At 66.3% G+C, this 12,694-nt stretch carries 10 protein-coding genes and 1 pseudogene; 5 read left to right on the top strand and 6 right to left on the bottom strand.

What is annotated here, in order from left to right; translation table 11 throughout:
- Positions 1–9: 9 nt before the first annotated feature.
- The 3 genes from galE (at position 10) to ALI144C_RS26385 (ending at position 4,364) form a co-directional block, all read left to right on the top strand.
- Entirely contained in the window at positions 10–963 is a 954-nt protein-coding gene (gene galE / locus ALI144C_RS26395; protein WP_076989854.1) for a UDP-glucose 4-epimerase GalE, read from the top strand.
- A gap of 494 nt (positions 964–1,457) precedes the next feature.
- Entirely contained in the window at positions 1,458–2,087 is a 630-nt protein-coding gene (locus ALI144C_RS26390) for a hypothetical protein (protein ID WP_143230876.1), read from the top strand.
- A 135-nt stretch (positions 2,088–2,222) separates the two neighbouring features.
- A complete protein-coding gene (locus ALI144C_RS26385; RefSeq protein WP_168211356.1) occupies positions 2,223–4,364 on the top strand; it encodes a type I restriction-modification system subunit M/S in 2,142 nt (713 codons plus the stop codon).
- Between the two features lie 520 nt (positions 4,365–4,884).
- On the opposite strand, the gene ALI144C_RS26380 is transcribed toward ALI144C_RS26385, so the two are convergent.
- From ALI144C_RS26380 to ALI144C_RS59160, 3 genes and pseudogenes are all read right to left on the bottom strand, one after another.
- A complete protein-coding gene (locus tag ALI144C_RS26380) occupies positions 4,885–6,003 on the bottom strand; it encodes a DUF4192 domain-containing protein (RefSeq protein WP_076989851.1) in 1,119 nt (372 codons plus the stop codon).
- The gene (locus tag ALI144C_RS57750; RefSeq protein ID WP_330359613.1) at positions 5,952–6,353 is read right to left on the bottom strand and encodes a GH36 C-terminal domain-containing protein; all 402 of its coding nucleotides are present in this window, start codon (positions 6,351–6,353) and stop codon (positions 5,952–5,954) included. The genes ALI144C_RS26380 and ALI144C_RS57750 overlap by 52 nt, the downstream gene beginning before the upstream one ends.
- Positions 6,354–6,552: 199 nt before the next feature.
- Positions 6,553–7,545, bottom strand: a pseudogene (locus ALI144C_RS59160) (alpha-galactosidase); the annotation flags it as partial.
- A 77-nt stretch (positions 7,546–7,622) separates the two neighbouring features.
- On the opposite strand from ALI144C_RS59160, the gene ALI144C_RS57735 reads away from it, so the two are divergent.
- Both ALI144C_RS57735 and ALI144C_RS56410 read left to right on the top strand, forming a co-directional pair.
- Positions 7,623–8,366, top strand: a complete 744-nt coding sequence (locus ALI144C_RS57735; protein ID WP_237774318.1) for an ROK family protein — start codon at positions 7,623–7,625, stop codon at positions 8,364–8,366.
- A gap of 124 nt (positions 8,367–8,490) precedes the next feature.
- On the top strand, positions 8,491–8,646 hold the full coding sequence (locus ALI144C_RS56410) for a hypothetical protein (protein WP_193441228.1): 156 nt from the start codon (positions 8,491–8,493) through the stop codon (positions 8,644–8,646).
- 44 nt (positions 8,647–8,690) lie between these two features.
- Here the strand turns inward: ALI144C_RS56410 and ALI144C_RS26345 are convergent, their stop codons facing one another.
- The 3 genes from ALI144C_RS26345 to ALI144C_RS26335 all read right to left on the bottom strand — a co-directional run bounded on the left by ALI144C_RS26345 (position 8,691) and on the right by ALI144C_RS26335 (position 12,686).
- A complete protein-coding gene (locus tag ALI144C_RS26345; RefSeq protein ID WP_076989847.1) occupies positions 8,691–9,368 on the bottom strand; it encodes a PP2C family protein-serine/threonine phosphatase in 678 nt (225 codons plus the stop codon).
- 112 nt (positions 9,369–9,480) lie between these two features.
- Positions 9,481–11,283, bottom strand: coding sequence for a Xaa-Pro dipeptidyl-peptidase (locus tag ALI144C_RS26340; RefSeq protein ID WP_076989846.1), 1,803 nt, complete (start codon positions 11,281–11,283; stop codon positions 9,481–9,483).
- Positions 11,284–11,327: 44 nt separating this feature from the next.
- Entirely contained in the window at positions 11,328–12,686 is a 1,359-nt protein-coding gene (locus ALI144C_RS26335) for an MFS transporter (RefSeq protein ID WP_076989845.1), read from the bottom strand.
- Positions 12,687–12,694 lie beyond the last annotated feature (8 nt).

Below are 12,694 nucleotides of genomic sequence, written 5' to 3'. Positions count from 1 at the left end.
GGGACACGAGTGAAGCTGCTCGTCACGGGCGGTGCTGGGTATGTGGGCAGCAACTGCTCCGCGCGGCTCGTCGAAGCGGGCCATGAGGTCGTCGTGGTCGACGACCTGTCGACCGGGCACGCGGACGCGGTGCCGGAGGGGTGCAGGCTGATCCAGGCCGACTTCGCCGACGTGGCGAGCACGGTGCTGGGCGAGGGCTTCGACGGCGTGCTGCACTTCGCGGCGAAGTCCCTGGTCGGCGAGTCGATGCAGGACCCGGCGAAGTACTGGCACGGCAACGTGGTCAACTCGCTGCGGCTGCTGGACGCGATGCGTGAGCACGGCACCCCGCGCCTGGTCTTCTCCTCGACCGCGGCGGTCTACGGCGAACCCGACGAGGTCCCCATTCCGGAGACAGCGCCAACCCGCCCGACGAACACGTACGGCGCCACCAAGCTGGCCGTCGACCACATGATCACCTCGTACGCGGCGGCACACGGCCTGGCCGCGGTCAGCCTGCGGTACTTCAACGTGGCAGGTGCCCAGGGCCGCTACGGCGAGCGCCACACCACGGAAACCCACCTGATCCCCCTGGTCCTGCAGGTGGCGACAGGCGACCGCGAGCACATCGCGATCTACGGCGACGACTGGCCGACCGAGGACGGCACCTGCGTGCGTGACTACATCCATGTCACGGACCTGGCGAACGCCCACCTCCTGGCGATCGAAAACGCGACCGAGGGCAAGCACGCGATCTACAACCTCGGCAACGGCACCGGCTTCTCGGTCAAGCAGGTCATCGACGCCTGCCGCGAGGCCACCGGCCACGAGATCCCGGCCAAGGTGGCGCCCCGCCGCGCGGGCGACCCGGCAGTCCTGGTGGCCTCCAGCGAGCGCGCCCGCACGGACCTCGGCTGGAAGCCGGAGCGCGCCGACATCGCCTCCATCGTCAACGACGCCTGGACCTTCACCCAGTCCCGCTAGGCATCCACCCCTGAACCCGAAGCACCCGCGCCGCTGGCTGGCGCGGGTGCTTCGCTGTTCCTACGCCTCCTCCACTTCACAATTTGGTCTGCCCAGAGCCGATGTGAAGCCAGTCGGGTTCCACCGTGATCCACGTCTTCCGCACCGAAGAGGCCGGACCCATCAGCCACCGTAGAGCTTCTAACTGCGGTTATGTGTCCTTTGCCGGCAAAAGAGCTTAGCCACAGCGCAGGAAAGCCTGCCACCCATGTCAGCTGCACTGACGCGTACAGATATGAGTTCACAAATTCGAGTACGTTTAAGTGCTTGACCGTGAGATGGGCGCCCGGCTACCGTGGTGTCAACGCGAGCGAACCATCGGCGACTGCGCAGAGAGCGCCACTGAGAGAACAATGCCCCAGGCGGCATGCCGAAGCAGAGGCGGACCTGGGGCCTACACGAGCATTGTATCACGGCCGTGGGCTGCCACGCTGCTCCTTCAGAGGGGGATCATGATGACCGCTACCGACGACCCGAACGCTTGGATCCCCCAAGCGCTGTCCGAGGCGCGCTTCGGCAAATACCTGGACGCCCATGGCGGTGACGTGGACGCCGCGTTCCACATGTACGTCTGGACTGTCAGCGTGGGTGGGGCGTTCTACCCGTTGCTGCACTTCGCCGAGATAACCCTGCGCAACGCGCTGCACAGCGCGTTGGTCGCGGAGTTCGGCCGCGAGGACTGGTGGACGGTTGCTCCGCTCACTGACTACAGCCAGAACCTGGTGAAGAAGGCACAGGAGAAGATCTCCGGGTCGGCGACACCTCCGAACCCCAACCAGGTCGTGGCGAAGCTGACCCTCGGTTTCTGGGTCTCGCTGCTCAGCGACACGTACGACCGCGCATTGTGGGTCCCGGCCCTGCACCGTGCCTTCCCCGGCTACAAGGGACGCAGGGACCGACTCCACGCCGAACTGGAGGCCTTGCGGGATCTACGCAACCGCGTGATGCACTTCTCGCCTCTCAAGGGGCGCGACCTGCGGGCCGACCATGCCGCGATCTACCGGTTGTACGGCTATCTGTCCGCTGGGTTGAGCGCGGCCATGCGCAAGATCGACCAGGTCCCGAATGTGCTCTGGCAGCGTTGATCGGTGAGGATGGCACCCATGACCGAAGGGGGCGAGGGGCTGTCCCTCACCGACATCGCGGAGCTCGCGGGAGTCGGCGTCAGCGCGGCGAGCAACTGGCGCAGGCGACACGCCGACTTCCCCACTCCCACCACCGTGGCCGGCCAGGAGTTGTTCGCGTCCGCTGAGATCGCGCGTTGGCTCGACCAGCGGAAGATCGCCCGCAACGGGCTCGGTCCGGATGAGGCTCCCGGTACCACCTACGGCGACAGGTTCAGACGCAACGGCGGAGCGGCCGCCCCAGCCGCACAGGCAACGGCCACGCAGACAACCCCGGCGGCTGGCCGCGAAATGGTCGCTCAACTGTGGGAGATCATGGATCTGTTGCGCGGCGACCTGGACCGGGCGTCAGCCACCGAGTTCCTGATGAGCCTGCTGTATGTCCGCTCCACCGCCCCGGAGATCTGGCGGGATGTCACCGAACAACGGTACTGGGACGACGCAAGCCTGCTGCTGCGTTCCATACCGGTCCATGATCTGGGCCCTCCGCTGTCGATCCCCGACGCACGCACGACACTCGGCGGGCAGCAGTGGTTGCAGGTGATCCAGCTGTTCGATCAGATCGATCTGGCGGCCGCCGATCCAGGAACGCTCTATGAAGCACTACTGAACAGCTTTCACCGCGATTTCGGGCGACGGGGTGGCCACTTCACCCCTCGTCCAGTGATACGCCTGATGACCGAAATCCTCCTCGATCCCCGAGAATCGAGCACGGTGTACGACCCCGCATGCGGCTCCGGCGAACTGTTGGTGGCCGCCGCACAACAGGGAGCCGCGTCGGTGTCCGGTCAGGCACTGAACGAGCGATCGCAACGGGTGTCGTTGTTCAACATCATCCTGCACGGCGCCAAGGCAAACGTGCGGCTCGGCGGCCCCCAAGTGACGGACGGGGCGTTCACCGACAGGCAGTTCGACATCATCCTCACCAATCCCCCCTTCAACCTGCCGATCCCCGACGCGGCATTGGACGAACCCTGGCCTTATGGCGTACCGCCGAGAAGCGATGCGAACTTCGCGTGGCTCCAGCTCGCGGTCACGGGCTTGAAGCCTGGTGGACGCGCAGCCGTGCTCATGCCGAACGGTGCATCGTTCACCGCCGGAGCGAACGCCAAGATCAGACAAGCGATGGTCGATGCGGGCGTGATCGCCGGGATCATCGCGTTGCCCGCAGGAATGTTCGCCGACACCGGAATCCCGGTGTCGCTCTGGCTGCTGCAACGCCCCGAAGCGAACAAGCCGACGCCGCCGGAGATCCTGTTCATCAACGCCGCGGCAGAGAACGGGCCCCCTAACAGGGACGGAAAGCGCCTCTTGAGCCCCGAGCTCCAGGATAGGATCGTCGAGACCTACCACGGCTGGCGCGACCTCGGCGACTCGTGGAGACTCGACGGCGCCGAAGACTTCAGTCGCTCAGTCGGCATACCAGAGATCCAGCAACAGAACTACAACCTTGAACCTCAGCGATATGTCGGTGCCTCGTCCGCCACCACAACGTCGGCCACATTCGAATCCGTGCAGCGAGAACTGGACGAGCTGACAAACAGGACAGACAGGGTTCGTCACGAGATCGCCGACCGCGTTTCCACACTCCACGGCCGGGCTTCGGCGGAGAAGCGGAACGTGTACCTGGGCGACATCTGTGAAGTCCAGGCAGGACCAGGCACAGTGGACAGGACACTGGGCCACTTCGTCGAGGCCTGGGATCGACTCGTGCTGCCACGAAACATCAAAACCGGCTACCTCAGTCACAAGGACCTGGACACCGTGCAGCCCCAAACCGCCGCGAAACTCACGAAGTACGCACTCAAGCCAGGAGACGTCGTGTGCGCGCGATCAGGGACGCTCGGCCGCCACGGACTGGTCCGCGCCGAGGAGGCCGGATGGCTGATGGGCCCAGGCTGCATGCGCATACGACCGTCGGCCGACGACGTGGATCCCACATACCTCGTGCACTACCTGAACTCGCCGGAAGCGCAGGAGTGGATCAAAGACCACTCCCGCGGCACCGCGATCCCGAACATCAGCACCAGCGCGATGAAAACACTGGTGGTCCCACTCCCACCGATCGCGGCGCAACGAGAAATCGCAGCCGCAGTCGACGCCATCACCATCGAGATCGAGCAGCACAAGCAAGCAGTCGCGGCGACGATGCGCCTGCGAGATGCGATATTCCCGCTCACCGGCGCGGTAGTGAGTCCTTCCATGACCAACCCGAAGAACTCTTCGTCAACCCGCTGACGGAGTCAATGTGACACACCTGTTTCCCAAGCGGGCAAGCCTTTCGTTGATTGAGGCGATCACCAACACGGCCTCGAAGCGGACGACTAGTTGTCATCGCGGGTAGCCACTGCCCGGTTGTGTTTAAGCCGGTTGATGCAGCACTCGGCCGCGTGTCGCTGCTTGCAGATCTCCGATCGAACACGGGTTGTCGGCCACCCACACGGCCACGGCGCAGTTGGTGATCGGACTGGTCAGCTGGTGCCGGGATCGCCGCCACGACGCCTCAGGTAGTCACGATTCGCCCGAGAGCTGTAGGCCAGCGCCCGATCCGGCCGGGTTTCATAATCGGCCCGCACCAACGCGGGCGAACATCGCGGTCCGCCCAACGGGGCGCTCCCCTTCGGGTGGTGGTTAAGGTTAATCCTCCTCACGGCGGTCGAGCAGCGGTGACTGCCATGCGCTGGGCGACCGCTGCCGTGTTCAGTCGGGGCGTGAGTACCTGGCGAGTACTCACTGCCCCGGCTGCGACGTTCTCGAGTTACTCGTTCGTGGATGGTGGGGTGTGGGGTGGGTGGGGTTTCGATGGGTCTGGGGCGTGGATTTCCCATGGTCGGGGGCCGTCTGCCGTAGGTGGGCGTTGGGTGTGGGGTTCGAGGGGTTCCGCCGGGTCGATGAAGGCTTGGGCAACCGCTGCGGCTACTGAATCGGGTGGCATGCCGTAGTCCATAGAAGTGCGTAGGAGGTTGGCGAAGCTGTGCTGGGGGTCGGACTCCAGTGCGAGGTCGGCCGCGACTCCGGCCATGACGCCATCGCCGCGCAGGAACGCTGTGAGGGCGAGTAGGCAAGCCGGTTCGGCGCGATGGGGATCCGGTAGGGCACGGACCAGTTCGGCCCACGCTTCTTCGATGGGACGGCCGATGCTCGTCACCTCCGGGCGGAGGCATCCGTCGCGGACACGCATGTTCCTCAACGCGACGGCCACATCGACCAACTCTTGTTCGTCCGGCGCCCACACACCGTCACGGACCTTCTGGATCAGGTCGGCAAGCAACTGTTGGGCAACGGTTTCATCCTGGTCCCGCGCGAGGGCCGCTTCGATCCGGTCCGCTCGCGCGGCTACCGGCGCGGGGTCGGGCGGTTCGAGGGTGGCGCGGATGTCGGCTTTGCTGTCGTACGTCACCGTGCCCATGCAGGCGGCGGTGGCGGCGAGTTCGGAGGCAGCCGGGTCCGGTACGACACCGTTGCACTCGAGATCCGAATAGCACCACCAGGTGGCGTTCTCCTCGATCGCGGACACCCAGTACGCATGGTGCACGATCACTCCGGACGTCGTGAACACGGCGGTGAGCGCGTCGACGAGATCCTTGTGCGGCAGAGGATCCGGCGGACTCGCGGTGCCGTCGGACACGATGATCACGGACACGCCGAAGGAGTTGGCGCGCAACACGGGCAGCTTCAGCTGCTCAGCCAACGAGAAGTAGAGATCCTGTGTGGGTATGTCGGCACGCAGGCAGAGCGTTATCTGGGTACGCCCGGCGCCCGCGTACACACAGATCACCACGGAATCGCTCGGCTTGAACCCGAGAAGGTAGGGGACCGCCGCGATCAGGTCGCCGTTGCCTCGGAGGTTGATTCGGGAATGCTGTTTCGTCTGCATGGTTCGACTCTGCCTTTTTCTGGTTGGGGTGGGCAGAGGTCGGTGTGGGCGGTTGTGGACAACCGCCCGCTGTGGATTATTGGGTTTTTTGATCTTGTTCGGGATGCGGCGGGTTTGGGGGTGGTGTATCTTGCCGCTTTTTGGTCAGGTTGGGGGAGTTCGGTCAGGTGGAGCATTGTGCTGGCGTAGTCGCCGGTCGGCAACGTGGCTTCCAGGCCGTGGTGCAGCAGGACCGCCCCGCTGTATTCGTCCACATCGGAACGATAGCGGGCTGACGGGTTCAAAGCCCTGAGGCGCACAGGGAGTGGCGGCTTGCCGAAGTTGACAGTGGGCCGCCACAACAGGACCACAACCTCGTCGCCCAGGGTGTACTGGACGCCGGTGACCGGCCCCGCCGAAAGCTCGTACCGCACGCCGTGCTGGACGACGTGCCGGATTTCCTTGTACCGCCGCAGCAGATCGGTGGCCTCGGCCAGTTCCTCCCGCGTCCAGTTCAGCAGGTTCCCGCCGATGCCCCAGCACTCCGGCCATCGCCACGTGGAACCGGAACGCCAGCGGGATCACCCGTCCGGTGAGCTGGTTGGGGCTGTCGGTCACCCAGGCCGACATCGTCCTCGCCGGGTACAGTGTGCTGTAGCCACGCTGGATGTGGATGCGGTCGAGGGCGTCCGTGTTGTCCGACGTCCACGCCTGGTCCGTCCGGGCCAGCATGCCGAGGTCGATTCGCCCGCCGCCGCCCGAGCAGGCTTCGATCCGCAGCCCGGGGTGGTCGGCCCGGAGCCGGTCGACGATCGCGTACACGTACCGGACGTGGTCGATCCGCTGTCCGGGTTCACCATCTCCGGCTCCACCCACAGCCCGAACCGCATGCCCAGCCGGTGCACCTCGGCGATCAACGGATCCAGCCCGCCGGGGGAACTTCTCGGTGTTCACGGTCCAGTCGCCGAGTCCAGCGGTGTCGTCCGTGCGTGCGCCGAACCAGCCGTCGTCCATCACGAACAACTCGCAGCCCAGCGCCGCGGCCCGTGCGGCCAGGCTTTTCTGGTTCGTCTCGTTGACGTCGAACTCCATTGCCTCCCAGGAGTTGTAGACGACCGGGCGGGTCTCGTCGGCGTGGGGCAGCACGTGGTCGCGCACATACGCGTGCCAGCTCCGTGAAGCTGATTCGATCCCGTTGGGGGTGTACAGCCCCGCGAGCATAGGGGTCTCCCATTCCTCGCCGGGATGCAACCGCCAGGTCACGCCTTCGTGCCCGAAGCCACCGCTGAAGCTGGTCTGCCCGGATGGCGTGTGCCGCACGGTGATCCGCCACGACCCGCTCCACGCCAGCGCACCGCTCCACACTTCGTCGCCGTCCCGCACGAACAGCCACGGGTTTGCTTGGTGACTGGACGTGCCGCGACGGCTGGTGAACACGGTCTCGCCGTACACCAATGGCGTGTGCTGCAACTGGAATTCGTTCGACCAGCCGCCGACCGTGTGCGTGACCTCGTACCCGGATCGACAGGGCAGGAACCAGGACGCGGAATCCGTGCGCAGCAACGTGATCGGCTGGCCCGCGCCGGTGTGGCGCAAGTGGTCCAGCGTTCGACGACATCCGTGTCCGCGCTGACCCGGTAGTGCAGCACGACTTCCTACGGGTAGTGCCGGTCGGCGAACCGGACCGCAAGGTGGCCGCCCTCGATGATGTTTCCCCCTTCCTGCACTGGCGGGACGTTCCGTTGGCTGACCTGTTGGCCGAGAAGATCGACCTGGAGATCACGGTCGACAACGACGTCAAGGCGATCACAGTGGCCGAGCGCTGGTTCGGCGACGGGATCGGCGCGGACTCGTTCGCGCTGGTCACGTTGGGAACCGGGATCGGCTGCGGGCTGGTGGTCCACGGCCGCGTGGTGACCGGGTCGCACGGGGTTGCCGGGGAGATCGGGCACATCCCGGTCTTCGGTGACGGACCGCTGTGCCATTGCGGCGCGACGGGGTGCGTGGAGGCCATCGCGTCGACGGACGTGATCGTGGACCAGGCGAGGACCACAACCGGCGAGCGGGACCTGACCATCGACGAGGTCATCACCGGTGCCCGGATGGGCGACGAGGCCCTGCGGCGGGTGTTCGCCAGGGCGGGTGTGGCGATCGGCCGCGGCCTCGCCGCCATGGCGAACCTCGTCGGGCCGGAGCGGATCATCGTGTCCGGCGAGGGTTTGGGCGCGTACGACCTGTTCACCGACGAGATCAGGGAAACCTTTGGCACGCAGGCGTTCGGCGCCGCCGCGCACTGCGAGCTCATCCTCCGCCCGCTGCCGTTCGAGGAGTGGGCACGTGGCGCGGCGGCGATCGCCGTGCAGACGCTGTTCATCACCTCGTAAGGGAGCGCGATGCTGAAACGACGTCGAGATCTCGTGGTCGATCGACATCGCCTACGTCGAGGCCTGGAAGAAGTCCTCGAACGGCTGGCGGATCGACACGGACGTCGAGTGCTACTGCGACACGTTGGTCACGTGGGAGGACTCGGTCAACGACCGCTGGAAGGACCTGCCGCGCAGGACGGTCCGCGATGTGTGGGCGGACCGCACCCTCGGCCGCTTCGCCGACGGGTTCGAGGCCACGATCCCGCCGCACGGCAGCAAACTGCTGAAGGTCTGGTGACCACACCTGAGAAGAACGCCGGTACGCGCGGTACCGGCGTTCTCTCATGCCTTGGACGTGACCAGTACAGCGGTCGCGTTGTCCTTGCCGCCGAGCACCATCGCGGTGTCCACCAGAGTCGACACGCGGGACAAAGCCGTCGTGCCCTCCTCGGCCAACACGCCCTGGATGACTTCCCGTGACACGACCTTGTGCACGCCGTCGCTGGACAGCAGCAAGCTCTGCACACCGGTCACGGTCGTCCGCCCGACGCGTTCCTCGGACGTGGTCCGCAACGAATTGGTCACCACGTGCTCCATCCGCGGCGTGGGAACCGTGTCGTGCAGCCGGAAGTACTCGGCCATGGTCTGGTCGCTCGTCGCCTGCTTGAGCTCGACACCGTCCCATGCGTACGCACGTACGTCCCCTACCCACGCGATGTCGTAACCGTCTTCGGTTGGCATCGCGACAACCAGCAAGGTGTCAGCGCCCGTGTTCAAAGCTTCCAGTGCTCGCTGTGCCGCGAGCACCGCTTCGACCGGCCCGGCCGCCACCGATGTCCTGGCCGCCACATCCGAGGCGACCCGAGCGGCCTCACCCGCCCACATCGTGTCGCCGATGCCGTCCGCCAGCGCGAAGACCACGCTGTCGCCGTCCATGGACGCGCCGACCGCGTCCGCGTTGAACTGCCTGCCGCCCTGGCGGCTGGCAGTGTCCCAGCTCATCACTTCGTTGCGGAGCATGTCGCGCCCTCCACCTCTTGCCACTGCGGCCCCCGACAGCCGCCGATGACTCCAGAGTCCTCTCACCAACTGAACAACACCTGAGGACACGACATGCCCGCGCTGTGAAAGCTCACAGCGCCTCGCGCAGCGCTCGCTTTCCGCCGAGAATCGGCAGGTCAAGGCGGGTGTCGTCGACGTCGAGGGTGATCCCGGCGCCCGGTTTGGGGCGCAGGGTGTAATCGAAGTCACTCGACAGCAGCACGAACTCGATCTTGTGACCGGCCTGGACGAGGTAGTCCTTGGGTTCCAGCCGAACCTCGATCGAGTACTCGCGGCCCGGCGTGACCGGCAGCGTCAGCCAGGGGCTCAGCCTGTTCTGCGGGTCGGTCCAGCCCCGGGTGATGATCTTGCTGGTGCCGTCCGGCGCCCGGTCGACGAGCAGCGCGGTCACGTTGGCCGCCGGGCGGCTGAACGACGTGCGCAGGTCGACCTTGCCGCGGCCGGAGAGCCTGACCGCCTTCTTGGTCGTGCCGGTCGAGTACGACAGCCGGTTGGGCGAGCTGGCGGCGTTCACCAACGTCTCGGCGGTCTTGGTCGCGTCGTCGGTCAACGATTCGGTGACCGAGCGGTGCGTGGGCGAGGTGCCCAGGGTGCCGCGGGTGGCACCACCGGCGCCGAGGTACAGCGAGGCGGACGACGTGCCCGGCGCGGGCCACTCGGCTTCGTCGACCCAGGTCTTGTCCTCACGCTGGATCGTCGCGCGCGGCTCCTTCTCCACACCGTTCTGCTGCTTGTAGAGGTAGCGCGTGAACCAGCGGTTCAGCGTGACCAGCCACTCGTCGCGGCGGAGGCTGTACGGGTCCGCGTGCGCGGCCTGGTGCCACCAGATCTTGTGCGGCACACCGGCCTTCTTGATCCCCTCGTACCACTGCTCGGCGTTGAGGCCCTTGACGTTCCAGTCGCTCAGGCCGTGCACGACGAGCGTCGCCGCGCGGACGTTGCGCACGTCCTTGACGTAGTTGCGCTCGTGCCAGAACGGGCTGTAGTCGCCGGTGACGCGGTCCTGCTCGCGTTCGATCTCGTCCAGCACGGGCTTGCAGATCTCCTGGTCCGCCCTGGTGTAGACGTACCTGGCGAGCACGTCGAGGTCCTCGCCCTGGAACGTGCCCGGCGCGACGACGGCGCCGTCCTGGCGGTAGTAGTCGTACCAGCTGGAGATCGCGGCGATCGGCACGATCGCGTCAAGACCGCGGACACCGGTCGTGGCCACGGCGTTGGGCAGGGTGCCGTTGTAGGACACGCCCATCATGCCGACGCTGCCGGTCGTCCACTTCGCACTCACCGGGGCGCCCGCCGCGTCCTTGGCCCGCGCGCGGCCGTTGAGCCAGTCCACAACGGACTTCGCGCCGATGGTCTCGTTGCGGCCACCGGACGTCGGGCACCCGGTCGACTGGCCGCTGCCCAACGACTCGCCGTACACCACGGCGAAACCGCGCGCTGTGAAGTACTGCTCGTAACGCCAAGTGATGGCGGGGTTGGGGCCGAGCGCGGCGGCCACCCGCTCGTCACCGGCCGTGCCCCGCCGGTGGTGTCCCGGCCAGGACGGCGAGTTCAGTTCGACGTCCACATTGTGGTTCGCGACGTCGTTGCCGCCCGCGTAGTACGGCGAAGCCTGGTACACGACGGGGACCTTCAGGCCTTGCTCGGTCGCGCGCGGCCGGACCACCTCGACGTGCACGAGGTCGTCCTTGCCGTCGCGGTCGCTGTCGACCGGCGCGGTCACCCACAGGCTCTCACGCACGACATCGGTCGGGTCGAACACGGGCTGTGCTTGACCGTCTTTGAACACGGGCCCCTGCGCGGCGTTCGCCACCGCGGGGATTACAGGCAGTGCCACGGCAACCGCTGCCAGTACGGTCACTACTCGCCGCACGACAACCCCTCACTACGAGTTCGAAACACGTCAGCCTGAACCCTTCATGTGTCGTCTTGACCAGTCAAGACTCCGGAAGTCGCATTCTTGCCCCGTCCGTTCTCCCCCGGGGCGGCCTTCAACGCGATCGCCAGCAGCGCGCCCGCGATCATCACCGCACCCACGACCCAGAGCCCGGTCTTCTGCGAACCGGTCAGGTCCTCCAGCCCGCCGGTGATGTACGGCGCGGCGAAGCCGCTGACGTTGCCGAGCGAGTTGATCAGCGCGATCCCGCCCGCGGCGGCCGTCCCGGCGAGGAACGTCGACGGCAGCGCCCAGAACGTCGGCAGCGCACAGCAGATCCCGATCGCGGTGATGCTCACCGCGACCATCACGGCGAACGGGCTACCCAGGTACAACGCGACCGGGATGGCAACGCCGCCAACGATCATCGGCAACGCCACGTGCCAGACGCGTTCCCCCGTCCGGTCGCCGTGCCTGGCCCAGAACACCATCGCGATCCCGCCGAGGACGTACGGCACCGCGGTGATGAGTCCACGTTCGACGATCGAGAACGTGGTGCCGAACTGCTTCTGGAACCCGGCGATGATGCTCGGCAGGAAGAACCCGAGCGCGTACAGGCCGTAGACGTTTCCGAAGTAGACGAACGCGAGGCCGATGATCCGCCTGTTCGTCAAGGCTTTGCGCAACGGCCAGTGGTGCTCCCGTTCGGTCGCGGCCCGCTCGGCGTCGAGCTGGTCCTGCATCCATTTGCCCTCTTGCGGGGTGAGCCATTTGGCGTCGGTCGGCCGGTCAGTGAGGAAGAACCACGTGACGAAGGCGAGCAGGATCGCCGGGACACCCTCGACCAGGAACATGAACCGCCACCCGGCCAAGCCGAAAACCCCGTCGCCGTGCCGGATCAGCAACGCCGAGACGGTCGCGCCGATCGCGCTGGAGATCGGGATGGCCACCATGAACCACGCGACCATCCGCGCGCGGTAGCGAGCCGGGAACCAGTATGTGAGATAGAGGATGATGCCGGGGAAGAACCCGGCTTCGGCGACACCCAGCAGGAACCGCAGGATGATCAGCACAGTCGCGTTGGGCACGAACGCGATCGCGGTGGCGATCACACCCCAGCTGATCATGATCCGGGCGATCCACCTGCGCGCGCCGAACCTGTGCAGCGCCAGGTTGCTCGGCACCTCGAGGATGAGGTAACCGATGAAGAAGATCCCCGACGCGAAGCCGAACGCGGTCGCGGTCAGCGACAGCTCCTTCGACAGTCCGGCGGGCCCCGCGAAACCGATGTTGACCCGGTCGAGGTAGTTGACGAAGTACAGCAACCCCAGGTACGGCACCAGCCGCCGAGCTGCCTTACGCCACGTGACGTCCCCGAATGGCCGCTCCAGTGAGTCCATTGTGGCAT

The sequence above is a fragment of the Actinosynnema sp. ALI-1.44 genome (assembly GCF_001984155.1).
Taxonomy (GTDB): Bacteria; Actinomycetota; Actinomycetes; order Mycobacteriales; family Pseudonocardiaceae; genus Kibdelosporangium.
The sequence above is the reverse complement of the archived record's forward strand: the minus strand, read 5'-3'. Positions and strand labels throughout refer to the sequence as shown.

Excerpts from the sequence above, each read along its gene's own strand:
- ALI144C_RS26335 (WP_076989845.1), bottom strand. The coding sequence starts at position 12,686 with ATGGACTCACTGGAGCGGCCATTCGGGGACGTCACGTGGCGTAAGGCA.
- ALI144C_RS26380 (WP_076989851.1), bottom strand. The coding sequence starts at position 6,003 with ATGCAGACGAAACAGCATTCCCGAATCAACCTCCGAGGCAACGGCGAC.
- ALI144C_RS26345 (WP_076989847.1), bottom strand. The coding sequence starts at position 9,368 with ATGCTCCGCAACGAAGTGATGAGCTGGGACACTGCCAGCCGCCAGGGC.
- ALI144C_RS26390 (WP_143230876.1), top strand. The coding sequence starts at position 1,458 with ATGACCGCTACCGACGACCCGAACGCTTGGATCCCCCAAGCGCTGTCC.